26 protein-coding genes are annotated in these 26,482 nt (G+C 70.8%); 15 read left to right on the top strand and 11 right to left on the bottom strand.

Annotation, left to right across the window (positions count from 1 at the left end; genetic code table 11):
• Positions 1-60: 60 nt before the first annotated feature.
• On the top strand, positions 61-1,569 hold the full coding sequence (locus tag RUR49_RS01250) for an aldehyde dehydrogenase family protein (protein ID WP_409144512.1): 1,509 nt from the start codon (positions 61-63) through the stop codon (positions 1,567-1,569).
• Between the two features lie 16 nt (positions 1,570-1,585).
• Here the strand turns inward: RUR49_RS01250 and RUR49_RS01255 are convergent, their stop codons facing one another.
• From RUR49_RS01255 to paaG, 4 genes are all read right to left on the bottom strand, one after another.
• Complete coding sequence (locus RUR49_RS01255) at positions 1,586-2,239, bottom strand: TetR/AcrR family transcriptional regulator (RefSeq protein ID WP_409144513.1); 654 nt, start codon at positions 2,237-2,239, stop codon at positions 1,586-1,588.
• Positions 2,240-2,353: 114 nt separating this feature from the next.
• Positions 2,354-3,664 (bottom strand): phenylacetate--CoA ligase PaaK, encoded by a 1,311-nt coding sequence (gene paaK, locus RUR49_RS01260; RefSeq protein ID WP_409144636.1) that lies wholly within the window; start codon positions 3,662-3,664, stop codon positions 2,354-2,356.
• A gap of 70 nt (positions 3,665-3,734) precedes the next feature.
• On the bottom strand, positions 3,735-4,127 hold the full coding sequence (paaI, locus tag RUR49_RS01265) for a hydroxyphenylacetyl-CoA thioesterase PaaI (RefSeq protein ID WP_409144637.1): 393 nt from the start codon (positions 4,125-4,127) through the stop codon (positions 3,735-3,737).
• A 47-nt stretch (positions 4,128-4,174) separates the two neighbouring features.
• Positions 4,175-5,011, bottom strand: coding sequence for a 2-(1,2-epoxy-1,2-dihydrophenyl)acetyl-CoA isomerase PaaG (paaG, locus tag RUR49_RS01270; protein WP_409144514.1), 837 nt, complete (start codon positions 5,009-5,011; stop codon positions 4,175-4,177).
• A 271-nt stretch (positions 5,012-5,282) separates the two neighbouring features.
• Here paaG and paaN point away from each other — a divergent pair, with 271 nt between their 5' ends.
• From paaN to RUR49_RS01325, 11 genes are all read left to right on the top strand, one after another.
• Positions 5,283-6,947, top strand: a complete 1,665-nt coding sequence (gene paaN, locus RUR49_RS01275) for a phenylacetic acid degradation protein PaaN (protein WP_409144515.1) — start codon at positions 5,283-5,285, stop codon at positions 6,945-6,947.
• A gap of 49 nt (positions 6,948-6,996) precedes the next feature.
• Entirely contained in the window at positions 6,997-8,163 is a 1,167-nt protein-coding gene (locus RUR49_RS01280) for an ABC transporter substrate-binding protein (protein ID WP_409144516.1), read from the top strand.
• Positions 8,164-8,249: 86 nt separating this feature from the next.
• Positions 8,250-9,122, top strand: coding sequence for a branched-chain amino acid ABC transporter permease (locus tag RUR49_RS01285; protein ID WP_409144517.1), 873 nt, complete (start codon positions 8,250-8,252; stop codon positions 9,120-9,122).
• A gap of 1 nt (position 9,123) precedes the next feature.
• The gene (locus RUR49_RS01290; RefSeq protein WP_409144518.1) at positions 9,124-10,098 is read left to right on the top strand and encodes a branched-chain amino acid ABC transporter permease; all 975 of its coding nucleotides are present in this window, start codon (positions 9,124-9,126) and stop codon (positions 10,096-10,098) included.
• The gene (locus RUR49_RS01295; RefSeq protein WP_409144519.1) at positions 10,095-10,907 is read left to right on the top strand and encodes an ABC transporter ATP-binding protein; all 813 of its coding nucleotides are present in this window, start codon (positions 10,095-10,097) and stop codon (positions 10,905-10,907) included. Before RUR49_RS01290 ends, RUR49_RS01295 begins: the two co-directional genes overlap by 4 nt.
• A complete protein-coding gene (locus tag RUR49_RS01300) occupies positions 10,894-11,601 on the top strand; it encodes an ABC transporter ATP-binding protein (RefSeq protein WP_409144520.1) in 708 nt (235 codons plus the stop codon). Before RUR49_RS01295 ends, RUR49_RS01300 begins: the two co-directional genes overlap by 14 nt.
• A gap of 408 nt (positions 11,602-12,009) precedes the next feature.
• Positions 12,010-13,188, top strand: a complete 1,179-nt coding sequence (locus tag RUR49_RS01305) for an acyl-CoA dehydrogenase family protein (RefSeq protein WP_409144521.1) — start codon at positions 12,010-12,012, stop codon at positions 13,186-13,188.
• A 123-nt stretch (positions 13,189-13,311) separates the two neighbouring features.
• Entirely contained in the window at positions 13,312-13,947 is a 636-nt protein-coding gene (locus tag RUR49_RS01310) for a sigma-70 family RNA polymerase sigma factor (protein WP_409144522.1), read from the top strand.
• 134 nt (positions 13,948-14,081) lie between these two features.
• Complete coding sequence (locus RUR49_RS01315) at positions 14,082-15,134, top strand: ELM1/GtrOC1 family putative glycosyltransferase (protein WP_409144523.1); 1,053 nt, start codon at positions 14,082-14,084, stop codon at positions 15,132-15,134.
• A gap of 190 nt (positions 15,135-15,324) precedes the next feature.
• On the top strand, positions 15,325-15,987 hold the full coding sequence (locus RUR49_RS01320; protein ID WP_409144524.1) for an outer membrane protein: 663 nt from the start codon (positions 15,325-15,327) through the stop codon (positions 15,985-15,987).
• 317 nt (positions 15,988-16,304) lie between these two features.
• Positions 16,305-16,964 carry an outer membrane protein gene (locus tag RUR49_RS01325; protein WP_409144525.1) on the top strand — a complete coding sequence of 220 codons (660 nt, stop codon included), beginning with the start codon at positions 16,305-16,307 and terminating at the stop codon, positions 16,962-16,964.
• Positions 16,965-17,070: 106 nt separating this feature from the next.
• On the opposite strand, the gene RUR49_RS01330 is transcribed toward RUR49_RS01325, so the two are convergent.
• The 4 genes from RUR49_RS01330 to RUR49_RS01345 all read right to left on the bottom strand — a co-directional run bounded on the left by RUR49_RS01330 (position 17,071) and on the right by RUR49_RS01345 (position 22,353).
• On the bottom strand, positions 17,071-17,679 hold the full coding sequence (locus RUR49_RS01330; RefSeq protein ID WP_409144526.1) for a glutathione S-transferase family protein: 609 nt from the start codon (positions 17,677-17,679) through the stop codon (positions 17,071-17,073).
• Between the two features lie 4 nt (positions 17,680-17,683).
• Entirely contained in the window at positions 17,684-18,211 is a 528-nt protein-coding gene (locus RUR49_RS01335) for an adenine phosphoribosyltransferase (protein ID WP_409144527.1), read from the bottom strand.
• Positions 18,212-18,386: 175 nt separating this feature from the next.
• A complete protein-coding gene (gene pcaC / locus RUR49_RS01340) occupies positions 18,387-18,782 on the bottom strand; it encodes a 4-carboxymuconolactone decarboxylase (RefSeq protein ID WP_409144528.1) in 396 nt (131 codons plus the stop codon).
• A 76-nt stretch (positions 18,783-18,858) separates the two neighbouring features.
• Positions 18,859-22,353: an indolepyruvate ferredoxin oxidoreductase family protein gene (locus tag RUR49_RS01345; protein ID WP_409144529.1), complete on the bottom strand. Its 3,495-nt coding sequence runs from the start codon at positions 22,351-22,353 to the stop codon at positions 18,859-18,861.
• A 141-nt stretch (positions 22,354-22,494) separates the two neighbouring features.
• On the opposite strand from RUR49_RS01345, the gene RUR49_RS01350 reads away from it, so the two are divergent.
• From RUR49_RS01350 to RUR49_RS01360, 3 genes are all read left to right on the top strand, one after another.
• Positions 22,495-22,983 (top strand): Lrp/AsnC family transcriptional regulator, encoded by a 489-nt coding sequence (locus RUR49_RS01350; RefSeq protein WP_409144530.1) that lies wholly within the window; start codon positions 22,495-22,497, stop codon positions 22,981-22,983.
• A gap of 256 nt (positions 22,984-23,239) precedes the next feature.
• Positions 23,240-23,467 (top strand): hypothetical protein, encoded by a 228-nt coding sequence (locus tag RUR49_RS01355; RefSeq protein WP_409144531.1) that lies wholly within the window; start codon positions 23,240-23,242, stop codon positions 23,465-23,467.
• Positions 23,442-23,669: a hypothetical protein gene (locus RUR49_RS01360; protein ID WP_409144532.1), complete on the top strand. Its 228-nt coding sequence runs from the start codon at positions 23,442-23,444 to the stop codon at positions 23,667-23,669. The genes RUR49_RS01355 and RUR49_RS01360 overlap by 26 nt, the downstream gene beginning before the upstream one ends.
• Positions 23,670-23,758: 89 nt before the next feature.
• On the opposite strand, the gene RUR49_RS01365 is transcribed toward RUR49_RS01360, so the two are convergent.
• The 3 genes from RUR49_RS01365 to RUR49_RS01375 form a co-directional block, all read right to left on the bottom strand.
• Positions 23,759-24,712: an arginase family protein gene (locus RUR49_RS01365; RefSeq protein WP_409144533.1), complete on the bottom strand. Its 954-nt coding sequence runs from the start codon at positions 24,710-24,712 to the stop codon at positions 23,759-23,761.
• Between the two features lie 129 nt (positions 24,713-24,841).
• Positions 24,842-25,318: a MucR family transcriptional regulator gene (locus tag RUR49_RS01370; protein ID WP_409144534.1), complete on the bottom strand. Its 477-nt coding sequence runs from the start codon at positions 25,316-25,318 to the stop codon at positions 24,842-24,844.
• Between the two features lie 318 nt (positions 25,319-25,636).
• On the bottom strand, positions 25,637-26,419 hold the full coding sequence (locus RUR49_RS01375; RefSeq protein ID WP_409144535.1) for an SDR family NAD(P)-dependent oxidoreductase: 783 nt from the start codon (positions 26,417-26,419) through the stop codon (positions 25,637-25,639).
• Between the last annotated feature and the right edge of the window lie 63 nt (positions 26,420-26,482).

A 26,482-nucleotide genomic window follows, 5' to 3' on the forward strand; every position in this document is an offset into this window, starting at 1 on the left:
CGGCCGGAGCGCAAGGAACCGGGTTCAGGCCGGCCAGCCGCCTCTCACAAGGAACACCCCATGCACCTCGCCAAACTGCCGGACCTCGACAAGGCCGCCTGGGTCTCCCGCGCCGCCGCGCTTGGCTTCGAGACGCGCCTCTTCATCGACGGTGCCTTCGTCGACGCCGCCGACGGCGGCCGCTTCGCCACGGTGAACCCGGCGACCGGCGAGACGCTGGCGGAGATGTCCGCCGGCACCGGCGCCGACATCGACCGCGCCGTCGCCGCCGCCCGCCGCGCCTACAAGAGCGGCGTCTGGTCGAAGCTCGCGCCGCGCGACCGCATGGCGGTGCTTTATCGCTTCGCAGACCTGATCGAGGACAACGCCGCCGAACTCGCCCTCCTCGATACCCTCGACATGGGCAAGCCGATCGCCGACATGGTCGGCGTCGACCTGCCGGAGGTGGTGAAGACCATCCGCTTCATGGCCGAGTGCATCGACAAGATCGACGGCAAGGTGACGGCGACCGAGGCGGGCGTCCTCCATTGCGTGCTGCGCGAGCCGTTCGGCGTCGTCGGCGCCATCTCGCCTTGGAACTACCCGCTGCTGATGGCGGTGTGGAAGATCGCCCCGGCGCTTGCCGCCGGCAACACGGTGGTGCTGAAGCCGGCCGAGCAGGCGCCGCTGTCGTGCCTCCGCCTCGCCGCCCTGTTCGTGGAGGCCGGCGGCCCGCCGGGGGTGCTCAACGTCGTCAACGGCCTCGGCGAGGTGGCGGGCCGCGCCCTGGCGCTGCATCCGGACGTCGCCAAGGTGTCGTTCACCGGCTCGACCGAGGTCGGCAAGCTGATCCTGCAGTATGCCGGTTTGTCGAACATGAAGCAGGTGGCGCTGGAGTGCGGGGGCAAGAGCCCGCAGATCGTGCTCGCCGATGTGAGCGACCTCGAGCGCGCCGTGACGTCGGCGGTCAACGGCATCTTCGGCAACCAGGGCGAGGTCTGCAACGCCGGCTCGCGGATGATCGTCGACCGGAAAATCGCCGGCGACTTCGTCGACCTGTTCAAGGCGCAGGCGCAAGCCGCGTTCGTGCCCGGCGATCCGCTCGATCCGGCGACGCGGCTCGGCCCGCTCGTCACCGAGGAGCACAAGGGCCGCGTGCTCGGCTACCTGCAGGCCGGCCGCGACGAGGGCGCGCGAGTCGTCATGGGCGGCGACGCGCCGGACGGCCAGGGCGCCTACGTCAACCCGACGCTGTTTTCGGACGCGACGCCGTCGATGCGGATCGTGCGGGAGGAGATCTTCGGCCCCGTCGGCGCGGTCATCGCCGTCGATGGGCCGGACGAGGCGATCGCGGTTGCGAACGACACCATCTACGGGCTCGCCGCCGGCATCTGGACGTCCAACATCGACACGGCGCTGCGGCTCGTGCGCGAGATCGAGGCCGGCGTCGTCTGGGTGAACTCGTTCGACGAGGGCGACATGACGCAGCCGTTCGGCGGCTGGAAGCAGTCCGGCAACGCCCGCGACAAGTGCTTCGACAGCGTCGTTTCCTACACCCAGACGAAGTCCGCCTGGATCCGCCACCGCTGAGGGCGGGGCGGCGGCCTTACTCCGCGGCCTGGGGGGAGCGGCGGCCCGCGGGCGTCACCGGAAACGCCGCCGGCAGCGCCTCGCCGCCGTCGACGATGAGGCGCGTCACCAGCCGCGCATAGTCGGCGCGGCTGAGGGCGCCGCCGTCGCGGAACCACAGGTAGCTCCAGTTCAGCATGCCGAAGAGCGACATCGTCACCGGCTTGACGAGGGCCGGACGGTCGGCGAGGCGCGGCACCGCGGCGGCGACGGCGGCGGCGAAGACCGCGACGAGCCGGCGCTCCAGCTCGCGCAGCGCCTCCTGCTTCTCCTGCGGCAGCAGGCGGAGGTTGTTGATCTGCACCTGATGCTCGGCGTCGGCGTCGCGATAGGCGTCGAGCAGCGCGGTGCAGAGGGCGGCGAGCCGCTCCTCGGCAGGCGCGGCGGCCCGGTCGCCCGCGACCTCCTCCACCGTCTGGATGAGGTCTTCCAGGTGGGTGCGGATGACGTCGAAGAGCAGCTCGGCCTTGTCGCCGTAGTAGTGGTAGAGCAGCGCCTTCGACACGCCGCACGCCTCGGCGATCATCGAGATCGACGCTCCGTCATAGCCGTGGCCGGCGAACAGCTCCGCCGAGCGATCGAGGATCGCCTTGCGCTTGTCGTCGTAGTCGAGGGCCCGGCGTCTCGCCATTGCCGCTGGTTCACCTTGTCAGTGGCATCGCGCTTGTCGCGATGCAGCTTCGATACCAGCCGCCGGGGCGCGGCTGTCAACCATGACGCCCGGGCCTCGCCCCGGGCTTGAACGTCAAGTCTTCGGCCGCCGGTCGATGACTCGGCGCGCCTTGCCGGCGGAGCGCTCGAGCTTGCCGGGATCGGCGACGGCCACCCGCACGGTGACGCCGACGATTTCCTTGACGTGATGGCAGAGCAGCGCCGCCGTCGAGGCCCGCTCGGCGGCGTCGTTGTGGTCGGGGCGCGCCTCGACGTGGACGGTCACCTCGTCCATTCGTCCCTCGCGGGTGAGCTCGATCAGGTAGTGGCCGGACAGGCCCGGGCAGCGCAGCACCTGTTCCTCGACCTGGGTCGGGAAGAGGTTGACGCCGCGGACGATCAGCATGTCGTCGGAGCGGCCGGTGATCTTCTCCATCCGCCGCATCGAGCGGGCCGTGCCGGGCAAGAGCCGCGTCAGGTCGCGGGTGCGGTAGCGGACGACCGGCATCGCCTCCTTCGACAGGGACGTGAAGACGAGCTCGCCCTTCTCGCCGTCGGGCAGCACGGCGCCGGTCTCGGGGTCGATGACCTCCGGGTAGAAGTGGTCCTCCCAGATGTGCAGGCCGTCCTTGGTCTCGACGCACTCGTTGGCGACGCCCGGCCCCATCACCTCCGACAGGCCGTAGATGTCGACGGCGTGCATGGCGAAGGCGTCCTCGATCTCGCCGCGCATGGCGTCCGTCCACGGCTCGGCGCCGAAGATGCCGACCTTCAGCGAGGTCGTGCGCGGGTCGATGCCGCGGGCGCGGAACTCGTCGAGGATCGCCAGCATGTAGCTCGGCGTCACCATGATGATGTCGGGCGCGAAGTCCTGCAGGAGCTGCACCTGCCGCTCGGTCATGCCGCCGGACATCGGGATGACGGTGCAGCCGAGCCGCTCCGCCCCGTAGTGGGCGCCGAGGCCGCCGGTGAACAGGCCGTAGCCGTAGGCGACGTGCACCTTCATGCCCGCGCGGCCGCCGCTGGCGCGGATCGAGCGGGCGACGACGTCGGCCCACACCTCGAGGTCGCGCTGCGTGTAGCCGACCACGGTCGGCCGGCCGGTGGTGCCGGAGGAGGCGTGGACGCGGGCGACCTTCTCCTGCGGCACGGCGAACATGCCGAAGGGATAGTTGGCCCTGAGATCGTGCTTGGTCGTGAACGGGAACTTCGCGAGATCGGACAGCGTACGGAAGTCGTCCGGATGGACGCCGGCGGCGTCGAAGGCCTGGCGGTAGTGCGGCACGTTCTCGTAGGCGTGGCGCAGCGTCCAGGCGAGGCGGGTGTGCTGCAGGCCGGCGATCTCGTCGCGCGAGGCGGTCTCGATCGGCTCGAGGTCGCCGGGGCGGGGCGAGAGGTCCGGCAGCGAGCGGGGGGCGGTGGCGAGCATGGCGGTCCTCCTCGGGTGCGGTCCGCTTCTGGCGGCGGGTTCGGCGTCAGGTCGTCTCGGTCGGCAGGAAGCGGCCGCCAATGGTGCGCGAGTGGCCCCGGAACTCGGCGATCACCTCGCCGTCGCGGGAGATGCGCACGTCGTAGAGGCCGCTGCGGCCCTCGCGGACGCGCTCCACCGCCTCGGCCACCAGCCGGTCGCCGCGGCGGCCGGGCTTCAGGAAGCTGACCGAGCAGTGCGCGGCGACGGTGGGCTCGTCATAGGTGTTGCAGGCGAAGGCGAAGGCACTGTCGGCCAGCGCGAAGATGTAGCCGCCGTGGCAGGTGCCGTGGCCGTTCGTCATGTGGTCGGCGACCGTCATCGACAGCGTCGCCCGGCCGGGCGCGACGGCATCGAGGCTGATGCCGAGGCCCTGGCTGGCCTTGTCCTGCGACCACATCAGGTCGGCGCAGGCCCGCGCGACGGCTTGCGGGTCGCGGGCTTCGCTCACGCCTTCCTCCCGGTGAAGTTCGGCGGCCGCTTCTCCAGGAACGCCCGCACGCCCTCGCGATAGTCCGGCGTGCGGCCGGCCTCGCGCTGCAGGTCGCGCTCACGGTCGAGCTGGGAATCGAGGCCGTTGTCGGCGGACGCCGTCAGCGCCCGCTTCAGGAGGGCGTGCGCCTGGGTCGGCTGGGTGGCGAGGCGGGCCGTCAGGGTTTCGGCTTCCGCCAGCACCCGGTCGTCCTCGACTGCCTTCCAGATCATCCCCCACGCTTCCGCGGTGGCGCCGTCGATGGTCTCGGCGAGCATCATTGCGGCGCGCGCCCGGGCGTCGCCGATCAGCCGCGGCAGGAAGAAGGTGCCGCCGGAATCCGGGATGAGGCCGATCTTCGAGAAGGCCTGGACGAACTTCGCCGAGCGGCCGGCCACGACGATGTCGCAGGCGAGCGCGATGTTGGCGCCGGCGCCGGCGGCGACGCCGTGCACGGCGCAGACGACCGGCATCGGCAAAGCCCGCAGCTTGCGCACCAGCGGGTTGTAGAAGCGGTCGACGGTGGCGCCGAGGTCGGGCGTGACGTCCTCGGAGAAGCGGCGGTCGCCGAGGTCCTGGCCGGCTGAGAAGCCGCGGCCGGCGCCCGTCAGCAGGATCGCCCGGCAGTCCGAATCGTTCTCTGCGTCGACGAGGGCGGCCGCGAGCGCGCGGTGCATCGCCTCGTTGAAGGCATTGATCTTGTCGGGCCGGTTGAGGGTGAGGAGCCGCCAGCCGTCGCGCTTCTCGACGCGGACCGTCTCTTCAGTCTGGCCCCCGGACGTCGATCCCTCGGACGTCGTTCCCACGGACATGGCGCCTCTCCTCCTCGCCGGCTGCTCCTCCTCCGGCTTATCGGGGGGCGGCCGTGTCGTCGACGGGTCGGGGGGTCACGACGAACCCTCTTGAATTGACCAATCGTCCGGTTAATTATGTCGGCCATCGGGTGCAAGTCAACGGGATCGTCACCGACGGCTCCGGAGCGGCGCCGGCCCGATCGATGAACTGCCGGATGGCCCGTGGAGGCCCTCCGGCCGCCGGCCCGGCCATGACCGCGCCGGCGAGAAGAGTGAGCCGGGAGGCAGCATGTCGGACTTCTTCGAGGCGCACCGCGCCACCCTCGAGGCCGCCCTGTCGGCCGCCGAGACGCGCGGCTACTGGTCGGCCTATCCGGAATCGCCGAGCCCGCGCGTCTATGGCGAGACGGCGAAGGCCGAGGGCACCGCCGCCTTCGAGGCACTCCTCGACACGCCCTTCGAGCTCGACCAGCCGACCATCGGCGCCCGTGTCGGCGCCGAGGTGTCGCCCTATGGCCGCCCGCTCGGCGTCACCTATCCCGCCGCCGATCCCGATGCCCTCGTCGCCGCCGCGAAGGTGGCCGGCAAGGCATGGGCCGCGGCGTCGCCGGAGGATCGCGCCGGCGTCGCGCTGGAAATCCTCGCCCGCCTCAACAAGCAGAGCTTCCTGATCGCCGAGGCCGTCAGCCACACCACCGGCCAGTCGTTCATCATGGCCTTCCAGGCCGGCGGCCCGCACGCCCAGGACCGCGGCCTCGAGGCGGTGGCCTACGCCTTCGCCGAGATGAAGCGGGTGCCGGGCGCGGTGCGCTGGGAGAAGCCGGCCGGCAAGGGCACGGTGGTGCTCGACAAGGCGTTCCGCCTGGTGCCGCGCGGCGTCGGCCTCGTCATCGGCTGCGCCACCTTCCCGACCTGGAACGGCTATCCGGGCCTCTTCGCGAGCCTCGTCACCGGCAACGCCGTGATCGTCAAGCCGCACCCCGGCGCCATCCTGCCGCTCGCGATCACCGTGAAGATCGCCCGCGACGTGCTGACGGAGGCCGGCTTCGATCCGAACGTCGTGACGCTCGCCGCCGACACGGCCGAGGCGCCGCTGACGAAGGCGCTCGCCACCCACGCCGACGTCGGCATCGTCGACTTCACCGGCTCGCCGGTGTTCGGCCGCTGGCTGCGCGACAACGTCCGCCAGGCCCTCGTCTACACCGAGGAGGCGGGGGTGAACCCCGTCGTCATCGACGGCACGGCGAACTTCAAGGGCCTCTGCCAGAACCTCGCCTTCTCGCTGTCGCTCTATTCCGGCCAGATGTGCACGGCGCCGCAGAACCTGTTCGTGCCCGCCGGCGGCATCGAGACGGACGAGGGGCACAAGAGCTTCGACGAGGTCGCGGCCGGTCTCGCCAAGGCGATCGACGGGCTGCTCTCCGATCCCGACCGCGCCGCCGGCGTGCTCGGCGCGGTGCAGAACCCGGCGACGCTGGAGCGCATCAAGGCCGCCCGCGGGCTCGGCACGGTGGTGCGCGACTCCGCCGCCGTGGACGCGCCGGCCCTCGCGAGCGCCCGCACGGCGACGCCGCTGCTGCTGGCCGTCGATGCGGCGAACGAGGACGCCTACCTGGAAGAGCGCTTCGGGCCGATCGCCTTCGTCGTGAAGACCGCCGACACCGCGGACTCGATCGCCCGCGCCGCCCGTTCGGCGAAGACCCGCGGCGCCATCACCGCCGCGGTCTACTCGACCGACGAGGCGGTGATCGAGGAGGCCTCGGCGGCCTTTGCCGACGCCGGCGTGGCGCTGTCGGTCAACCTCACCGGCGGGCTCTACGTCAACCAGTCGGCCGCCTTCTCCGACTTCCACGTCACCGGCGCCAACCCGGCCGGCAACGCCTGCCTCACCGACACCGCCTTCGTCGCCGGCCGCTTCCGCGTCGTCGGCATCCGCACCCCCGTCGCCGCCTGAGCGACCAAGACCAAAAACAAGGCAAAAACCCCGTTTCGGAGGAAACCCGATGTCCAAGCTCGCTTCCCGCCTCCTCGGCCTCGGCGTCTCGGCGCTCGCCATTGCCGGCCTCGCCACCACGACGCTCGCCGCCGACCCGATCAAGATCGGCTCCGTGCTGTCGGCCACCGGCCCGGCCGCCTTCCTCGGCGATCCCGAGAAGCGGACGCTCGAGATGTATGTCGAGCGCATCAACGCCGCCGGTGGCGTGCTCGGCCGGCCGCTCGAGCTCGTGCTCTATGACGACGGCGGCGACGCCAACAAGGCGCGCACCTTCGCCACCCGCCTGATCGAGGACGACGCGGTCGTCGCCATGGTCGGCGGCACCACCACCGGCACGACGATGGCGATGATCCCGGTCTTCGAGGACGCCTCGGTGCCGTTCATCTCGCTCGCCGGCGCGGTCGAGATCATCGAGCCGGTGCGCGAATACGTCTTCAAGACGCCGCACACCGACCGCATGGCCTGCGAGAAGATCTTCGCCGACATCAAGGCGCGCGGCTTCACCAAGGTCGGCCTGATCTCCGGCACCGACGGCTTCGGCAAGTCGATGCGGGCGCAGTGCATGGCGGTGATCGGCAACTTCGGCATCGAGGTCGTCGCCGACGAGAGCTACGGCCCGACCGATTCCGACATGACGCCGCAGCTCACCAAGATCAAGAACGCCGCTGGCGTGCAGGCGGTGGTCAACCCCGGCTTCGGCCAGGGCCCGGCGATCGTCACCCGCAACTACGCCCAGCTCGGCATCGGCCTGCCGCTCTACCAGAGCCACGGCGTCGCCTCGAAGAGCTTCATCGAGCTCGCCGGCCCGGCCGCGGAAGGCGTGCGCCTGCCCTCGCCGGCACTCGCCGTGGCCGAGAAGCTGCCCGACACCGACGCCCAGAAGCCGGTCGTCGTCGAGTACAAGAAACTCTACGAGGAGAAGACCGGCCAGCCGGTGTCGACCTTCGGCGGCTACGCCTATGACGGCCTGCACCTGCTCGTCGCGGCCATCCAGAAGGCGAACTCCACCGAGCCCGACGCCATCCGCGACGCGCTCGAGGCCACCGCCGGCTTCGTCGGCACCAGCGGCGTCTTCACGATGTCGCCGACCGACCACATGGGCCTGAAGGTCGATTCCTTCCGCATGCTCGAGATCAAGGACGGCGACTGGACGCTCGTCGAGGCCGGCGGCTGATCCCGACGGACTGATCTGACCTCTGCGCGCCGCGGCCGACGCGGCGCGCGCTCCCTCCCGATCCGAATGCGGCGGCGAAACCGGTCATGGCGGAATTCCTGCAGTTCGCCTTCTCAGGGCTGACGGTGGGCGCGGTCTACGCGCTCGTCGCCCTCGGCTTCACGCTGATCTACAACGCCTCCGACGTCGTCAATTTCGCCCAGGGCGATTTCGTGATGATCGGCGGCATGTCGACGGTGTTCCTCTACGCCACCGGCGTGCCGCTGCCGCTCGCCGCCATCATCGCCATCCTGACGGCGGTGATCGTCGGGCTCTTGCTGCACCGCCTCGCCATCGAGCCGGCGCGCGGCGCCTCGCCGGTGACGCTGATCATCATCACCATCGGCGCCTCGATGTTCATCCGCGGCGTCGCCCAGATCGTCTTCGACAAGCAGTTCCACCAGCTGCCCGCCTTCTCCGGCGACCGGCCGATCGAGATCCTCGGCGCGACGCTCCTGCCGCAGAGCCTGTGGGTGCTCGGCGGCGGCCTCGCCGTGTTCGTGGCGCTGTGGCTGTTCCTGGAACGCACCCTCGTCGGTAAGGCGGTGCTGGCGACGGCGGCGAACCGCCTCGGAGCGCGCCTCGTCGGCATCAACACCGCCGTCATCCTGGCGATCGCCTTCGGCGTCTCGGCGGCGATCGGCGCGCTCGCCGGCGTGCTGGCGACGCCGATCACGCTGACGCGCTTCGACCTCGGCACCATCATGACGCTGAAGGGCTTCGCCGCGGCGATGCTCGGCGGCATGGGAAGCCCGCTTGGCGCCGTCGTCGGCGGGCTGCTGCTCGGGCTGATCGAGGCGTTCGGCGCCGGCTACATCTCCTCGGTCTACAAGGATGGCTTCTCCTTCATCGCCATCCTCGTCGTCCTCTTCGTCATGCCGCGCGGCCTGTTCGGCGGCCGCAGCGTCGAGCGGGTGTGAGATGACGGACACCACCGCCACCACACCGCCCGCCCGTCGGACGCTGTCGCCACGCCTGGTCTCCCTCGTCTTCGTGACGGTGGTGGTGGCGGTGCTGCCGCTCGTCTTCCCGTCGAGCTACTACCTCCGCGTCGCCTCGCTGGTGTGGACCTCGGGGCTCGCGGTGGTCGGCCTCAACCTTTTGATGGGGCTCGCCGGCCAAGTCAGCCTCGGCCACGCCGCCTTCCTCGGCATCGGCGCCTATGCCGTGGCGATCGGGCCGACGCACCTCGGCGTGCCGCCGATCCCCTCCGCGCTCGCCGGCATCGCGCTGTCCGCCCTCGTCGCCTGGATCGTCGGCAAGCCGATCTTCCGGCTGAAGGGCTACTATCTCGCCGTCGCGACGCTGGGCTTCGGCCTGCTGCTGGCGCTGGTGCTGACCAGCGAGAGCGCCTGGACCGGTGGGCCGGACGGCATGCCGGTGGAGCGGGTCGAGCTGTTCGGCTGGCGCGTCACCGGCGCGCTCACCTGGTACTGGATCACCGGCGTGGCGCTGATCATCGGCGTCGCGCTGGCGCTGAACCTCGAGGCGAGCCCGACCGGCCGCGCCCTGCGGGCACTGCACGACAGCGAGGTCGCGGCCTCCGTCGTCGGCGTCGACGCGGCGCGCCTGAAGCTCACCGCCTTCGTCGTCGCGGCCGTCTATGCGGCGACCTCGGGCGCCCTGCTCGCGCTGATGAACGGCTTCGTCACGCCGGACACCGCGAGCTTCATGCACTCGGTCGAGTTCGTCACCATGGTGGTGATCGGCGGCATGGGCTCGGTGGTCGGCGCCCTCGTCGGCGCGGCGATCCTGGTCGCCCTGCCGCAGGCGCTGACGGTGCTGCAGGAATACGAGACCGCCGTCCTCGGCCTCCTCATCATGGTGTTCATGATCTTCCTCCGGCAGGGCATCGTGCCGGGCCTCGTCGGCCTCTTCCGCGGGTTGCGGCGATGACGGCGACCCGCACCTCGAACGCTGCCGCCCTGGAGGTCGACGGCGTCGGCATCTCCTTCGGCGGCATCCGGGCCCTCGACGGCGTCAGCTTCCGCGCCCATCCGGGCGAGGTGTTCTCGATCATCGGCCCGAACGGCGCCGGCAAGACGACGCTGTTCAACATCGTCTCCGGTCTCTACCGGCCGACCTCGGGGCGGGTGCGCATCGCAGGCCAGGAGGCGACCGGGCTCGCACCCGCCCGCCTCGCCCGCCGCGGGCTGTCGCGCACCTTCCAGAACTTGCAGATCTTCTTCCGCATGACGGCCGCCGAAAACGTCATGGTCGGCCGCCACATGGCCGAGAAGACCGGCTTCCTCGCCGACCTCCTGTCGCTGCCCTCGGTCGGCCGGCAGAACCGCGCCACGCGCGCCGCCGCCCTTGCGCTCCTCGACCGCGTCGGCCTCGCCGACCTCGCCGACCAGCCCGCCGGCGCCCTTCCCTATGGCGCCCTGAAGCGCCTCGAGATCGCCCGCGCACTCGCCACCGAGCCGAAGGTGCTGCTGCTCGACGAGCCCGCCGCCGGCTGCAACGCGGTGGAGACCGAGGAGATCGACCGGCTGATCCACGCGGTCGCCGAGGGCGGCGTCGCCGTGGTGCTGGTCGAGCACGACATGAAGCTCGTGATGAAGATCTCCTCGCGCATCCTCGTGCTGGTGCAGGGCCGGCCCCTCGTCGTCGGCACGCCGGCCGAGGTGCGCGCCGACCCGCGCGTGGTCGAGGCCTATCTCGGCAGCCACGGGGCGACGGAGGCCGCACGTGCTCACGGTTGAGGGCCTGAAGGCGCGCTACGGCCGCATCGAGGCGCTGAAGGGCGTCGACCTCACCGTCGGCGCCGGCGAGATCGTCGCCCTCGTCGGCGCAAACGGTGCCGGCAAGACGACGCTTCTGCGCACCATCTCCGGCATCGAGCCCGCCGCCGCCGGCCGCATCGTCTTCGAGGGACAGCCGATCGAGCGGCTCGCCTCGCACGTCCGCGTGGCGCGGGGCATCTCGCAGTCGCCGGAGGGCCGGCAGGTGTTCGCGCCACTGTCGGTGGAGGACAACCTGCGCCTCGGTGGCTACCGGCGCCGCGATGGGGCTGCGGCCGCGGCGGCCGACCTCGAGCGCTGCTTCACGCTGTTTCCGATCCTGAAGGAGCGACGGCGGCAGGCGGCCGGTTCGCTGTCGGGCGGCCAGCAGCAGATGCTGGCGATCGGCCGCGCGCTGATGGCGGCGCCGAAGCTTCTCCTTCTCGACGAGCCCTCGCTCGGGCTCGCCCCGGTGATCGTCGACCAGATCCTCGCCGCCATCACCCGCCTGCGCTCCGAGGGCATGACGGTGCTGCTCGTCGAGCAGAACGCCGCCGCCGCACTCGCCATCGCCGACCGCGGCTACGTGCTGGAGCTCGGGCACGTGACGCTGACGGGCACCGGCCGCGCCCTCCTCGACGACCCGAAGGTGCGCGAGGCCTATCTCGGGGTGTGAGGGCGGGGTGGGTGTGAGGGCTGGTTGGTCTCCGCCGCCGACCGCGGCGGAGTCGTGCCCTGGCGGTGCCGACCACCGCCTCGCGCCTCCAACCTCTCCGCCGTCATCGCCCGGCTTGACCGGGCGATCCATCACGCGCGCAAACGCCGGCGTGGCACTTGGGATGGATGGCCCGGTCAAGCCGGGCCATGACGGGTGGGAGGGTTGTGATCGTGGATCACGGTGGACAGGCGCACCTCGTGATCACGGATCACCACCCGTCAGCCGCGGCAACGACAACCCGCTTCCAAACGTGATCATGGATCGCGGATCACGGTTCCACCCGGGTGGCGCCTCGCCCCTGCCGGCGCTAGGAACGTCCGCGAGCGGCGCGCGCGAGACGCCGCGCGAGGACACCCGGAGCCACCCGTGACGAATCCGTCCACCGACCATCCCGACGACGACACCTTCGCCGCCCTGATCGACGCCGTTGACCGCTTCGTCCGCGACCGGCTGGTGCCGATGGAGCGACAGGTCGATGAGGACGACGCGGTGCCGGCGGAGCTGGTCGCCGAGATGCGCGAGCTCGGCCTGTTCGGGCTGACGGCGCCGACCGAATATGGCGGCCTCGGCGTCACCTGCCGGCAGGAATGCGAGCTGATGATGGTGTTCGGCCGCACCTCGCCGGCCTTCCGCTCGGTCTTCGGCACCAACATCGGCATCGGCGCCCGCGGCCTCATCCTCGCCGGCACCGAGGAGCAGAAGCAGCGCTGGCTGACCAAGCTCGCCTCCGGCGAGATGATCGGTTCCTTCGCCCTGACGGAACCGGAAGCCGGTTCGGACGCCGCCGGGCTGCGCACCACCGCCCGCCTCGACGGCGACCACTATGTGCTGAACGGCGGCAAGCGCTACATCACCAATGCGCCGGTGGCCGACCTCTTCACGGTGATGGCGAGGAGCGTGGACAAGCCGGGAGCGGCCGGCATCAGCGCCTTCCTTGTCCCCGCCGGCCTGCCCGGCCTCACGGTCGGCAAGCCCGACCGCAAGATGGGCCAGCGCGGCGCCAAGACCGCCGACGTCACCTTCGACAACGTCCGCCTGCCGGTGGAGAACCGCCTCGGCGCGCCGGGCGAGGGCTTCCAGATCGCCATGCGCGTGCTCGACCGCGGCCGCCTCAACATCGCCGCCACCGCCGTCGGCAATGCCGGCCGCCTGGTCGAGGAGGGCGTGCGCTACGCCGCCGAGCGCAGGCAGTTCGGCAAGCCGATCGCCGAGTTCCAGCTGGTGCAGGCGCTGCTGGCCGACTGCGAGGTCGAGCGCCTCGCCGCACAGGCGCTGGTGCGCGCCTCCGCCGACGCCTACGACCGCGACGGCAAGGCGATCCTCGAGGCCTCGGCCTCCAAGCTCTACGCCACCGAGATGGTCGGGCGCGTCGCCGACCGCATCGTCCAGGTGTTCGGCGGCGCCGGCTACATGGCCGAGTACCCGATCGAGCGCTTCTACCGCGACGTCCGGCTGCTCCGCCTCTACGAGGGCACGAGCCAGATCCAGCAGCTCGTCATCGCCCGCGAGCTCGCGAAACGCCACGGCGTCGCCCCGCCGCGCTGATCGGTCGCCCGGCGGCGAAGGTCTTCCGCCTCACGTCGGGCTTTGCGGCGAACCCGCCGGCGCGCACCATCTTCGCGTGCCGGGCGCCTGAGAGGCGGGCGCTCGCGAGGGATCGTGCCGCCGATGACGCAGCCCCCCGAAACCGCCGACCTCGTGGCGCGTCTGCGCCGCCGCGAGCCGTCGGCGTGGCGGGAGGTGGTGCGCCGGCACCACGCGACGCTGGTGGCGCTCGCCGCCGGCATCGTCGGCAGTCCGGCGACCGCCGAGGAGGTGGCGCAGGACGCCTGGACGGCCGCCGTCGGGGCCATCGACGGCTTCCAAGGTTCGGCGCGCCTCACCACCTGGCTCGCCGCCATCGTGCTCAACGGCGCGCGGACGCGGGTGCGCCGCGATGTGCGGACGGTGCTGGTCGCCTCTTTCGAGGACGACGGCGATCCCCTCGACGGGCGCTTCGGCGACGACGGCCACTGGCAAACACCGCCATCGCTTGTCGACGACCGCGACCCGGAGCGCATCGTCGCCGGCCGGCAGCTCTGGGACCACGTCTCGGAGGCGATCGAGAGGCTCGCCCCGATGCAGCGCGCCGTTTTGCTCCTGTGCGATGTCGAGGAGGTCGAGGCCGCCGAGGTCTGCCGCCTGCTCGAGATCACGCCGCAGAACCAGCGGGTGCTGCTGCACCGTGCCCGCACGCGCCTGAGGTCGGAGGTCGAACGCCTGCTCTCGCCTCCTGCGCCGGCGAGACCACTCCCGGAGGGCTGACAGCGGCGATACCGCGCGGAGTGAGGCCGCCGCGCCTGAAGGCAGCCGGCTCTGCTCCCCGGGAGCAGGATATGCTCTAGGATCGCGCCGAACCGCAGCGGACCCCCTCCGCCACCTTCGAACCGCAGGCCGACGTGGACATCCTGATCTTCGCCGACGCCCGCCCCGGCCACTTCCGCCAGAGCGAAGGCCTCGCCGCCGCTCTGGCGCGACGGTCTGAGGTCCGCGTGCGACGCCTCGAGGTGCGCCCGCGGCCCGTCCTGAAGGGCACGCTGCTGCGCTGGCTCGTGCGGGCGCACATGCCGCTGGCGCTGTTGTTGCGGCTCGCGTGCGGGCTCGGGCCCGGAACGATCGGTCGGCCGGATCTCATCGTCTCCGCCGGGTCGGACACGCTGGCGGCGAACGTGCTCGCCCACCGGCTGACCGGCGCGCCAAACGTCTTCATCGGCACCATCCGTGACCTCGCCGAGGACGACTTCACCGCCGTGCTGACGACGTTCCCGAGCCAGGCGATGCGGCCGCGGCACGTGCTGGCCGCCAAGCCGACGCTGGTCGATCCCGACCGCCTGCCGCCGCCCCGCGCGATCGCCACCGCGAGCGACCTCGCCGGCGCCAGCCTCGCCGTGCTCGTCGGCGGCCCGACCCCGAGCCACCGCTGGAGCGACGATGACTGGACCGCGCTGGCCACCCGCCTCGGCGCCTTAGCCCGAGAGACGGGCGCGCGGCTTCTCATCACCACGTCGCGGCGCACCCCGCCGGAAGCCATCGCGGCGCTCGAGGCGCTCGCCGCGACAGGCGCCGTCGAGACCCTGGCGATCTTCGGCCGGGCTCCGGCGGTGCCGCTCGACCGCTTCTTCGGCGCCGACGCCCTCCTCGTCACGGACGATTCCGCGACGATGGTGTTCGAGGCGGTCGCCGCGCGCCGGCCGGTGGTGACGCTCGCCCCGGCCGACCGGCAGCCGACGCGGGACGACGAAGCCTTCGACGACCTGGCATCGCAGGGCCTGATCCGGCGGCTGGAGGTTGTGGCCGTCGCGCCACAGTCACTGGTGGAAGCGTTCGCCGCAATTCGGCCGAAGGCGGCGCATCCGGCGGAGTTGCTCCTCGCCGCCTTGGCGCCGTTGCTGGCTCCCGCGGGCCTCAACCCCGGCAAAAGCTCCGGAAACGCTGGCAGGACGGACGCCTGACCGCCACGTGTGTGGCAGGAGGTGCCGCAATCGCGCCCTTCTGTGGCCGGACTCCCACGGTCTCTACGACCCGGGCGGTGCCGCGGAACCCTTGCCGTGCGCTCTCGTTCCGGAGTGGCGCGCCGCGCCACAGGCCGAGGCCGATCGGCCGCCGCCGCTCCCGCTGTACCGCGTGCTTGGAGTCGAAGACATGAAACGACTGCTACTTTCCTCGGCCGCCCTGCTCGGCCTCGCCGGCACGGCGCTCGCTGCCGACCTGCCCGAGCCGGCGCTGACCGAAGTCACCCCCGAGGTCTACGGCCCGACCGTCTTCAACTGGACGGGCCCCTATGTCGGCGCCACCATCGGCTACGGTTTCGGCACCGCCGACACCCGCACTGGCGGCCGCTCGCGCGACATCGACCTCAATGGCGTGCTGGGCGGCATCTATGCCGGCTACAACTTCCAGGTTCACCCGAACTTCCTGATCGGCGCGGAGGCGGACTTCGTCTTCACCGGCCAGAGCGGTGACGGTCGCGTCGCCGGTTCGCGCATCACCCAGGACAACACCTGGATGTCCACGATCCGCGCCCGCGTCGGCGGCACCTTCGATCGCTTCCTGGTCTACGGCACCGGCGGTGTCGCCTTCGCCGACCTGAAGACCAAGGTTCGCGGCTCCGGCAGCGAGACGAAGAACAAGGTCGGCTGGACCCTCGGCGCCGGCATCGAGACGGCCTTCACCGACAACATCGTCGGCCGCCTCGAATACCAGTACGTCGACTTCGGCAGCGATTCGTCGAACTTCGGCGGCACGCGGGTGAAGTCGAGCTTCAACGACAACATCGTCCGCGCCGGCGTCGCCTACAAGTTCTGACACCTGCCGGCGGCGCCTAGCGGCGCCGTCACGACGATCCGGAGAGGCCCCGGCGGGAAACCGCCGGGGCCTTTTCCATTGTCGCCCGACGGTCCCGCGGGCGGCGCTGCATTAACTCCCGGTTCACCAAGGCTGCCAGCAATTCAAAGCAAATCTTGCAATGCCCGTTCGGCATCGCTTAATCATACGAAGCAATGGACACGCGTTTGGCAAGATGCTCGCCCGGCTGACACGTCGTGTCAGCTGAATTCTCCGAGCGGAGATTCCGTTCGGCGGGTGCACAGCGAGATCTGGTTCTGCCTATTGGAGTAAATGCTATGAAGCGTCTGATTGCCGCCGTGGCGGCTGCGACCGCGCTGGCGGCTTCGCCGGCGATCTCCGCCGACCTCTATGATCCCGTCGCCCCGGTGGCGCCGGAGGTCTATGGTCCGACGGTGTTCAGCTGGGCCGGCCCCTATGTGGGCGCCCAGATCGGCTACGGCTGGGGCGAGGTGAGCGGCCAGATCAAGGGCAGCCGCCGCGGCATCGACACCGACGGCGTCATCGGCGGCCTCTATGGCGGTTACAACGCCCAGCTGACGCCGAACTTCGTGCTCGGTGGCGAGGCCGACATCTCCTGGTCGGACATCTCCGGTGACCGCACCATTGGCGGCCGCAAGTACGAGGCGCGCACCGACTGGCAGGGCACCATCCGCGCCCGCGCTGGCGCCGCCTTCGACCGCATCCTCGTCTACGGCACGGGCGGTGTCGCCTTTGCCGGCAACAACATCAAGAAGCAGGCTCGCGGCAACGAGTCCCAGACGCACGTCGGCTGGACCCTGGGTGCCGGCGTCGAAGGTGCGATCACGGAAAACATCGTCGCCCGCGGCGAGTATCTCTACGCCGGGTACGGCAAGGAAAACTACAACAAGATCAACGTGAAAAACGTCGATCTCAACACCAATGTCATCCGCGCCGGCGTCGCCTACAAGTTCTGAACGAACTCCCAGTCATCGACGGAACGGCCCGGCGGCACCCCCGCCGGGCCATCTTCGTTGGTGAGGACCACAATGATCGTCCTGCGCGGAGCGATCGGACGACCGGTCAGCCGAGCGGGCTCGTCGCCTCGAAGGCGGGGACCGCGGCGGCGAAGGCATCGAGGAAGCGGACGAGCTTCGGATGGTCGCGGCGCCAGCGGCCGTCGAAGCGCAGGTCGAGATAGCCGAGGGCGCAGGCGAGCGCGATGCGCCCGACATCGGCCCGCTCCGGATGGGCGGGCGGCGCCTTCTCGAGCGCATCGAGCGCCCGGCTGACCTTGCCGTCCTGCCAGCGCACCCACTCGGCGTGGCGGCGCGCCTCGGGTCGGTAGCGGACCTCATAGATCTGCAGCAGCGCGGCTTCCATCATCGCGTCCGCCAGCGCCTGCAGCTTCAGCGTCGCGAAGCGCTCGGACGGGTCGGTGGGGATCAGCCGGCCACCGCCGGCGAGATGGTCGAAGTACTCGAGGATGACGCGCGAATCGTAGAGCGAGCTGCCGTCTTCCAGCACCAGCACCGGCAGCTTGCCCACCGGGTTCTCATTGAAGAAGGCGGGGTCGGGCGCTCGCACATCGGTATTCTCGAGGGTGAAGCGGTCGTCGAGGCCAACGAGAGCGGCGCCGATGCGCACCTTGCGGGCGAACGGCGACGGCGGAGCCGAGCGCAGCACGATCATCGGATCAATCTCCCTCGAAGGCGACGAGCGTGCGCACGGCGACGCCCTTGTCCCGCAGACGGTCCGCGCCGCCGAGATCCGGCAGGTCGACCACGAAGGCGGCGGCGACGACTTCGCCGCCGGACCGCCGGACGAGTTCGATCGCCGCGTCGGCGGTGCCGCCGGTGGCGATCAGGTCATCGACGACGAGAACCCGGTCGCCCGGCTTGATGGCATCGGCGTGGATCTCGATGGTGTCGATGCCGTATTCGAGCTGGTAGTCCTGGCCGATCGTCTTGGCGGGCAGCTTGCCCTTCTTGCGGATCGGCACGAAGCCGCGGCCGAGCTCGTGGGCGACGGCGCCGCCGAGAATGAAGCCGCGCGCCTCGATGCCGGCGACGAGATCGACGCGCGCGGTCAGGAACGGCCAGACGAGGCCGTCGACGGCGGCGCGCAGACCGACCGGGTCGGCGATCAGCGTGGTGATGTCCCGGAACTGGATACCGGGCTTCGGATAGTCGGGAATGGTACGGATCAGGTCCCTGAGATCCATGCCGCGTCCTTGATGGTGCCCTGCCCTGCCGGCGATCGTGGGGAACGACGGCGCCCGACGGGTCGTCCGGCTCCAGACGACACGCTCTTGTTATCGTTCATCCGTTAGACGGTGGCGGCGATGCCCACAAGCGCGGTAGCCGCATTCCCGCTATGCGTCGGCGTGGGTCCGGGCGTCAAGCCGGCCGGCCCGTGGCGTCCATTTCGCGGAAGACTTCCTCGGCGAGATGAAAGGCTGCGTTGGCCGCCGGCACGCCGCAGTAGATGGCCGCCTGCAGGATCACTTCCTTGATCTCGTCGCGGCCGAGGCCGTTGTTGATCGCGGCGCGGACGTGCAGGCGGAACTCGTCGGGCCGGTTGAGCGCGATCATCATCGACAGCGTCATGCACGAGCGGGTCTTGCGGTCGAGCCCCGGCCGCGTCCAGATCTCCCCCCAGGCGTAGCGGGTGATGAGATCCTGGAATTCGCTGGTGAACGGCGTCTTGCGGGTCTCGGCGCGGTCGACATGGGCATTGCCGAGCACGGCCCGCCGCACCGCCATGCCGCTCGCGCGGCGCTCGTCGTCGGTCATCGCTCCTCCCGGCGTGGATGCGGCCTCGCGGCCGCGTTCCAAGTGGAGCAAAGCACCGGCGACTGCAAGCGGCGCGTCACTCGGCGGCGTCGAGGACAGGGGCCGTCGCCCCGACGCCGGCCGGCGAGGCCGCGAGCCGCTGCAGCAGGGCCGCACGCCGTCCCGACGCCACGACCCGGCGCCCCTCCTTCACCGGGCCGTAGCCGCGCACGTCCTGGGGGAGGCGCGCGAGCTCGCACAGCAGGCCGTAATCAGCCTTGCCGATCCGCTCGAGGATGAGGGCGACGTCCACCCGGACCTCGTCGATCGCCGCCCGCTCGGCCCGCCGCTCGGCGGTGTAGCCGAACGGATCGAGGGCAGTGCCGCGCAGGCCCTTGCCCCTGGCGAGCCAGGCGAAGGCGGTGAAGATCCACGGGCCGAAGGCGCGCTTCTTCGGCCGCCCCGTCGCCGGATCGGGCCGCGACAGGATCGGCGGCGCGAGCATGACGCGAAGCCGCCGGCGATCCGAGAACTGCCGCTCAAGCCCGGCGCGGAAGGCGGGATCGGCATAGAGGCGAGCGACCTCGTACTCGTCCTTGTAGGCCATGACCCGGTAGAGGCTCTCCGCCACGTGGCCGGTGAGGCGGCCGCCGCCGGCCCCGTGCGCCGCATCGGCGTCGCGCACCGCGAGGGCGAGCTCGCGGAAGCTCCGCGCATAGGCGGCGTCCTGGTAGGCCTCGAGCTCGGCGGTGAGGAAGTCGATCCGCTCCTCGAGCCCCATCACCGGTACCACCGGCGCCTTCGGCAGGGCCGACAGGATGGCGTCGGGATCGGCGGCCAGCACCCGGCCGGCGTGGAAGGCCTTGATGTTCTTGTCGACGGCGGCGCCGTTCAGGCGGATGGCCGTCTCGATCGCCTCGATCGACAGCGGCAGCGCGCCATTCTGCCAGGCGAGGCCGACGAGCAGCATGTTGGTGAAGATCGCATCGCCGAAGACCGCCTCGGCGACGGCGACGGCGTCGACGCCGATGAAGTCGTGCGTCCCCTCGCGGAGCGTGCGCGCCATCTTGCCGGCGTCGAAGGAGAGCGTCTGGCGCATGGCGAACTCGGCCGTCGGCGCGACGTGGGTGTTGACGACGGCGAGCGTGCGGCGGCGATCGAGCAGCGCCAGGTTCTCGGTGGTGCTGGCGACGACCATGTCGGAGGCCACCAGGGCATCGAGCGTCGTCGGCGGGATGCGCGGCCCCTCGATCGCCGCGTTGCGGGCGGCGAAGCGGACGTGCGAGGTGACCGGTCCGCCCTTCTGGGCGAGGCCGGTCATGTCGAGGGTGGAGGCGTTGATGCCGTCGAGGTGGCCCGCCATGGCGAGCGTCGCGCCGACGGTGGTGACGCCCATGCCGCCGATACCGGCGACGAGCAGGTTGAGCGTGCGGTCGAGGGCCGGCAGCGTCGGCAGCGGCAGCTTGGCGGCGAGCCCCGCGACGTCGAGCGCCGCGCCTTCGGCGGCCCTGAGCTTCGCCCCGTCGACCCAGACGAAGGACGGGCAGAAGCCCTCGACGCAGGAGAAGTCCTTGTTGCAGCTCGACTGGTTGATCACGCGCTTCTCGCCGAAGGCGGTGGCGAGCGGCTCGACCGAAATGCAGTTCGACTGCACCGAGCAGTCGCCGCAGCCCTCGCAGACGCGCGGGTTGATGTAGAGGCGCTTGTCGGGATCGGGATAGAGGCCGCGCTTGCGGCGGCGCCGCTTCTCGGCCGCGCAGGTCTGGTCGTAGACGAGGACGGAGACGCCGGGATGGGCGGCGAGCTCCGCCTGGATCGGCATGAGGTCGTCGCGGTGCGCCACCGGCGTGCCCTCCGGCAGGTCGTGGCGGCCCTCGTAGCGCTCCGGCTCGTCGGTGACGACGACGATCTTCTCGACGCCCTCGGCGGCGAGCTGGCGGGTGAGGATCGGCACCGTCAGCGGGCCGTCGTGGGCCTGTCCGCCGGTCATGGCGACGGCGTCGTTGAAGAGGATCTTGTAGGTGATCGGCGCCTTGGCCGACACCGCCTGGCGGATCGCCAGGATGCCGGAGTGGAAGTAGGTGCCGTCGCCCATGTTGGCGAAGACGTGTTTGTCGTTGGCGAACGGAACCTGGCCGATCCACGGCACGCCCTCGCCGCCCATCGCCACCTGGCCGTCGGTGGTGCGGCCGGGGATCTCCGTCATGGCGTGGCAGCCGATGCCGGGCATTGCGCGGGCGCCGTCGGGCACCTTGGTCGAGGTGTTGTGCGGGCAGCCGGAGCAGAAATAGGGCGAGCGGCCGGCGCGCTCGGCGTGACCGGCCGCCCAGGCCGACTGCTGCACCATGCGGTCGGCGACGGCGCGCATCTCGGGGTCGGCGGCCGCCTCCGGCAGGAAGCTCATCAGCGCCTGGACGAGCTCGGAGGCGGTGAGCTCGAGGAGGTCGGTGAGGAAGGGGATGCCCTCCGGCGTCGTCTTGCCCCACACCGGCGGGCGGTGGTCCGACGGCCAGTGGTAGAGCAGCTCCTTCATCTGCGGCTCGATGAGCGGACGCTTGTGCTCGACGACGAGGACGCGCTCGAGGCCGCGGGCGAAGGCCGACAGCCCCTGCGGCTCGAGCGGCCAGGGCATCGCCACCTTGTAGACGGCAAGCCCGATGGCACGGGCGCGCCTGTCGTCGATGCCGAGCATGGCGAGGGCCTGCAGCAGGTCGCGATAGGCCTTGCCGGTGGCGACGATGCCGACGCGCGGACGCGGCGAGCCGAACGTCACGCGGTCGAGCCGGTTGCCGCGCACATAGGCCTTCACTGCCGGCAGGCGGACGTCGCGCAGGAGCCGCTCGGTCTCGAGCCGGTTGCCGAGCAGCAGCGCGCGGTTCATGTCGCCGCGCCGGCGCGGGTCTGCGTCGACGGGGTGGGCGAAGGCGAGGCGGCCGGCCGAGACGTCGACCATGCCGGAGGCGTCCATGGTGTCGGCGACGCAGATCATCGCCGTCCACAGCCCGGCATAGCGCGACAGCTCGAGGCCGTGCAGGCCGTAGTCGACGACATCCTGCAGGTCGGCCGGGTTGAGCACCGGCATCTCGGCGTGGACGAAGAAGAATTCGCTCTGGGCCGGCAGGATCGAGGACTTCGCAAGATGGTCGTCGCCGGCGAGCGCCAGAACGCCGCCGAGTGCCGAGGTGCCGCTGGCGTTCGCCTGCTTCAGCACGTCGCCGGCGCGGTCGACGCCCGGGGCCTTGCCGTACCAGACGCCGAAGACCCCATCGAAATCGGTGCCCTGGCCGTGCAGGCCGACCTTCTGGGTGCCCCAGACGGCGGTCGCGCCGAGCTCCTCGTTGACGCCCGGCTGGAAATGGATGTCGTGGGCGGCGATGAGCTTGCGGGACCGGGCGAGCTCCTGGTCGAGGCCGCCGAGCGGCGAGCCGCGATAGCCGGAAACGAAGCCGCCGGTGCGTTTGCCCGCGGCGCGGTCGAGCCGCACGCGGTCGAGGGCCACGCGGACGAGCGCCTGGATGCCGTTCAGATAGACGGGGCCGGCGTCGCGCACATACTTGTCGTCGAGAGTGACACTCCGGATCGGTACGGTCACCTGGCACCTCCGTTGCCACCGCGGTTCGCCGACGCCGGGCGAGCCCGACGTCTCCATGGCGAACCAAGATAATGCGGTTCGGCCGCGATTTCCGTGCTAACGTTCCGCCATATCCCTAGTTGCGTGCAAAAACCCTCCCCGATGAAGCCATCTTCCGAACGGATCACCCTCGATGCGGGGGATCTGCGCATCCTGCGTATCCTGCAGCGCGACGCCTCGCTGTCCGTCGCCGACGTGGCGCGCGAGGCCGGCATGAGCGCGACGCCGTGCTGGCGGCGCATCAAGCGGATGAAGGAGGCGGGCGTCATCCGGCGCATCGCCGCCCTCGTCGACCGCGAGGCGGTCGGGCTCGGCTTCGTCTCCTACGCCTTCGTCAAGCTCGCCCTGCCGAGCCGGGACAGCATGGAGCGCTTCGACCGCCTGATCGAGCGCTGGCCGGAGGTGGTGACCTGCGAGCGGGTGACCGGCGCCGTCGACTACCTGCTCAAGGTGGTGACCGACGACATCAAGACCTACGACGACTTCCTGCGCCTGAAGCTGCTCGACAACGAGCTCGTCTCGGACGTGCAGTCGCGCATCGTCGTCTCGACGGTGAAGGACACCGCGGCGCTGCCGATCCACGACCCCTAGCGGCGGCAGGCGGCGGACGGATGCGCGCCCCCGCCGCGGCGGCGGCATGCGCGCGTGCCCTATGATCGCGCCGCGCGATGTGGCATGTAGCCCCCGAGACGCCCTCGTGCGCCGCCCCGCGGCCGGCCTGTTCGGCCGCCCTCCGCCCGGTCGCGCCGCCCTCACCTCGTGGCCCCGGCGAAGACCGGATCAGCGCCATCGGGCGTCGAGGCGTCTCCCTGAGACTGTGCCCCCCGGGATCGCGGAGCGGATCGCCATGGCCTTCAAGCCGAACTATCGACAGCAGCGCAACGAGCGGAGCCGCTCCAAGGAACAGAAGAAGCTCGAAAAGCTTCAGAAGCGCGAGGAGGACGCCGCCAAGCGCAAAGGCGCGCCCGGGGAAGGCGACGTTGAGACCACCGACGACGAGGACGCCCCCGACGCGGGGACGAACTCGGCCAACAACCCGGAGACCTCCGATGGCCCGCAAGAAAACCAAGGTTGATACGAGCAGCGCCGTGCTGTTCGACGTGTTCTACGAGGACGGCCAGCGCACCTCGAACCGCAAGGTTCCCGGCACCGACCTCGGCGGCCTCGACGGCGACGAGCCGGCCCGCACCTACATCGAGGAGCAGGACCGCAAGATCGCCGAGATGAGCGGCAACCCGCCGCGCGTCATCAAGAAGATCGTCCGCTCCGGCAAGTGAGCGACGGCAGTTGAGTGCGCGCGGGCCCTGCCCGCCGCGAGCCCTCGGCTCCCGGGGACGAGGTCCCCGGGGCGCCCGGCGGCGGCGCCTCAGCCCCCGCGCCGCACCATCGCCCCGACGACATTGAGGACGAAGCGGGCGGCGACCATCGCCGACACTCCCGTCACGTCGAGCCGCGGCATCAGTTCCACCACCGACAGACCCAGCACCGGCCGCGTCGCCGCGACGTGGCGCACCAGCGTGGCGATCTCCGGGAAGAGTGGCCCGCCGGGCGTCGGCGCGTTGACGGCCGGCACCAGGCTCGGATCGAAGGCGTCGAGATCGAGGGCGATCAGCACCGGCAGCTCCTCCGGCAGGGCACGCAGCACGGCCTCGACGCCGTCGCGGCGAAAGACGTCCGCCGGCAGGATGCGGGCACCCCAGGCCGCCGCCGCCTCGACCTCCTGTCGCCGCGCGCTGCCGACGCCACGGGCGCCGACCTGCACGATCGACCGGACGAACGGCAACTCCGAGGCTCGGCGCATCGTGCTCGAGTAGCCGTCGCGCTCGCCGCCGATGCTGTCGCGCCAGTCGATGTGCGCATCGATCTGGAGGATCGCCAGCGGCCCCACCTCGGCGAAGCCACGGTGGAAGGGGATCGGCACGGAATCGTCGCCCCCGAGCAGCACCGGCACGGCGCCGCGGGCGACGAGAGCGGCGGTCGCCGCCTCGATCCCCGCCCGGTTGCCGGCGCCGTCCTCGGGCGTCGTTTCGACGTCGCCGCAATCGACGAGGCGCACCGGGCCGTCGCCGAACAGCGGGCCGCCGAGGTCGTAGTCCCAGTGGTCGAGGTTACTGCTCGACTGCACGGCGCCGCGCCGGATCGCCGCCGGCGCGTCGGCGCTGCCGGTGTCGAGGGCGTAGGCGATATCGTCGTCGGCGGGATAGGGCGTTCCGTGGCCGGCGCCGAAGACGGCGAAATCGCCGGCGTTCACCGCGGCGATGTCGCGATGCGGGACGCCGAGGAAGGTCGGATCGGCGGGCCGGAGCGAAGGGTTGGTCAAGACGAGGCTCCCTGAAACGGCGAACGCCCCACCCGCACGTCAGGTGCGAGAGGGGCGTTCAAATCTCACGATGGCCGCCGACAGGTCGACGGCGGCGCGGCGGCTATGTCGCCGCCGGCCGGGCGGCGATCAGGCCGCCTTCTTCTTGGCGGGCGCCCGCTTCTTGGGAGCCGGCGCCGGCGGCGGCTCGACCGGGGCGGCCTTGCGGCTGCGCAGCTGGCCGAGGCCGAGGCTCTTCGCCATCGCCGAACGGGTGGCGGCATAGTTCGGGGCGACCATCGGATAGTCGGCCGGCAGGCCCCACTTCGCGCGATATTCCTCGGGGCTCAGATTGTAGGCGGTGCGAAGGTGCCGCTTCAGCGACTTGTACTTCTTTCCGTCCTCGAGGCAGATGATGTAATCGGGCGTCACCGACTTCTTGACCGGGACGGCGGGAACCAGCGGCGCCGGGGCGGCCGTCGTCTCGCCCTGCACCGTCTTGTGGAGGGCGCTGTGAACCTGTCCGATCAGCGCCGGAAGATCGGCGGACTGGACATTGTTGTTCATCACATAGGCGGCCACGATATTGGCCGTCAGCGCCATAAGGTCGTCGGTATCGTCGGACATTTCAAACTCCGGGTACGAATCGGGACTTCTCGGAGCAGAAAATTGCTGAGGACGTCGCTAAAATCAAGGGTCGATCGTCAACTCTATAAAAATTCTCGAGTGGCGACTTGTTCTGTTTCAGCCCTACCTTGATCGCGCAGAGTTGGAAATCCGGACAATCTCGACGCGAACAGACCGCCAGCAGCGCGTCAAAGTCATGCATGGAAATCGCCGCGCGAACTAATCATGGCGACATCGCGGCTGCGGCACCGGGCGGCGCGCATCGAGGATCACGGACAACAGAATGCGGCCTCAATACTGGTAAGACCAGAAATTCCGTCAACGCGGGTCGGGCGGCGTCAGATACGCTCCGACCATGCCCCCGTCGATCGGGATCGCCTGGCCGGTGATGTAGGAAGCCTCGTCGGACGCGAGGAATGCGGCGAGTGCGGCGATCTCTTCCGGCAGCCCGAAACGGCCCATCGGGATGTGGGCGCGACGGACCTGGTAGGCCGCCTCGTCCCGGACGATCTGCGAGGCCATCGCCGTCGCCGTGACGCCCGGCAGGACGGCGTTGACGCGAATGCGGCGACGGGCGAGGTCGACGGCGAGTTCGCGGCTCAGCGCCACGACGCCGCCTTTGCTGGCGGTGTAGGCGATCTGCGAGGGGTGCGAGCCGAGCAGCGCGACGATCGAGGCGATGGTGATGATCGCGCCGCCGCCCGACCGCTCGATCTCGGGGACGGCGTGCTTCGCCCCCAGGAAGACCCCCTTGAGGTTCACCGCCAGCGTCGCGTCCCAGGCCTCCTCCGACGTCGCCACGGCATCGGCATCGTCGGGGTGGACGATGGCGGCGTTGCAGACGAGCACCTCGAGCCCTCCGAAGGCCGCGACGCAGGCGGCCACCATCGCCGCGGTCGACGTCGAGGAGGCGACGTCGGCCTCCACCGCGACCGCCCCGCCACCCGCCGCCCGCAGCCGCTCCGCGGTGTCCTCCGCGGCCGGCCGGTTGCGATCGGCGATGACGACGCGCGCCCCTTCCGCGGCAAAGCGCGCCGCGATCGCCGCGCCGATGCCGCTCGCCGCGCCCGTGACGATCGCCCGCTTTCCCTGAAGACGCATCTCGAGACCTCGCTCTCCCGGTCCGGGTTGCCGGATCTCGGCAATCAGGATTTCACTGTCGCG

It is taken from the genome of Pseudoxanthobacter sp. M-2 (assembly GCF_046156265.1).
In the GTDB taxonomy this organism is placed as follows: domain Bacteria; phylum Pseudomonadota; class Alphaproteobacteria; order Rhizobiales; family Segnochrobactraceae; genus CAMDHY01.

Bases quoted from the DNA above. Each gene is read 5' to 3' on its own strand.
- RUR49_RS01320 (WP_409144524.1), top strand. From the start codon at position 15,325: ATGAAACGACTGCTACTTTCCTCGGCCGCCCTGCTCGGCCTCGCCGGC.
- RUR49_RS01285 (WP_409144517.1), top strand. From the start codon at position 8,250: ATGGCGGAATTCCTGCAGTTCGCCTTCTCAGGGCTGACGGTGGGCGCG.
- RUR49_RS01370 (WP_409144534.1), bottom strand. From the start codon at position 25,318: ATGTCCGACGATACCGACGACCTTATGGCGCTGACGGCCAATATCGTG.
- RUR49_RS01350 (WP_409144530.1), top strand. From the start codon at position 22,495: ATGAAGCCATCTTCCGAACGGATCACCCTCGATGCGGGGGATCTGCGC.
- pcaC (WP_409144528.1), bottom strand. From the start codon at position 18,782: ATGACCGACGACGAGCGCCGCGCGAGCGGCATGGCGGTGCGGCGGGCC.
- RUR49_RS01335 (WP_409144527.1), bottom strand. From the start codon at position 18,211: ATGGATCTCAGGGACCTGATCCGTACCATTCCCGACTATCCGAAGCCC.
- RUR49_RS01330 (WP_409144526.1), bottom strand. From the start codon at position 17,679: ATGATCGTGCTGCGCTCGGCTCCGCCGTCGCCGTTCGCCCGCAAGGTG.
- paaG (WP_409144514.1), bottom strand. From the start codon at position 5,011: ATGTCCGTGGGAACGACGTCCGAGGGATCGACGTCCGGGGGCCAGACT.
- RUR49_RS01290 (WP_409144518.1), top strand. From the start codon at position 9,124: ATGACGGACACCACCGCCACCACACCGCCCGCCCGTCGGACGCTGTCG.
- paaN (WP_409144515.1), top strand. From the start codon at position 5,283: ATGTCGGACTTCTTCGAGGCGCACCGCGCCACCCTCGAGGCCGCCCTG.
- paaI (WP_409144637.1), bottom strand. From the start codon at position 4,127: ATGTGGTCGCAGGACAAGGCCAGCCAGGGCCTCGGCATCAGCCTCGAT.
- RUR49_RS01325 (WP_409144525.1), top strand. From the start codon at position 16,305: ATGAAGCGTCTGATTGCCGCCGTGGCGGCTGCGACCGCGCTGGCGGCT.
- RUR49_RS01375 (WP_409144535.1), bottom strand. From the start codon at position 26,419: ATGCGTCTTCAGGGAAAGCGGGCGATCGTCACGGGCGCGGCGAGCGGC.
- RUR49_RS01355 (WP_409144531.1), top strand. From the start codon at position 23,240: ATGGCCTTCAAGCCGAACTATCGACAGCAGCGCAACGAGCGGAGCCGC.
- RUR49_RS01310 (WP_409144522.1), top strand. From the start codon at position 13,312: ATGACGCAGCCCCCCGAAACCGCCGACCTCGTGGCGCGTCTGCGCCGC.
- RUR49_RS01250 (WP_409144512.1), top strand. From the start codon at position 61: ATGCACCTCGCCAAACTGCCGGACCTCGACAAGGCCGCCTGGGTCTCC.
- RUR49_RS01295 (WP_409144519.1), top strand. From the start codon at position 10,095: ATGACGGCGACCCGCACCTCGAACGCTGCCGCCCTGGAGGTCGACGGC.
- RUR49_RS01360 (WP_409144532.1), top strand. From the start codon at position 23,442: ATGGCCCGCAAGAAAACCAAGGTTGATACGAGCAGCGCCGTGCTGTTC.
- RUR49_RS01255 (WP_409144513.1), bottom strand. From the start codon at position 2,239: ATGGCGAGACGCCGGGCCCTCGACTACGACGACAAGCGCAAGGCGATC.
- RUR49_RS01280 (WP_409144516.1), top strand. From the start codon at position 6,997: ATGTCCAAGCTCGCTTCCCGCCTCCTCGGCCTCGGCGTCTCGGCGCTC.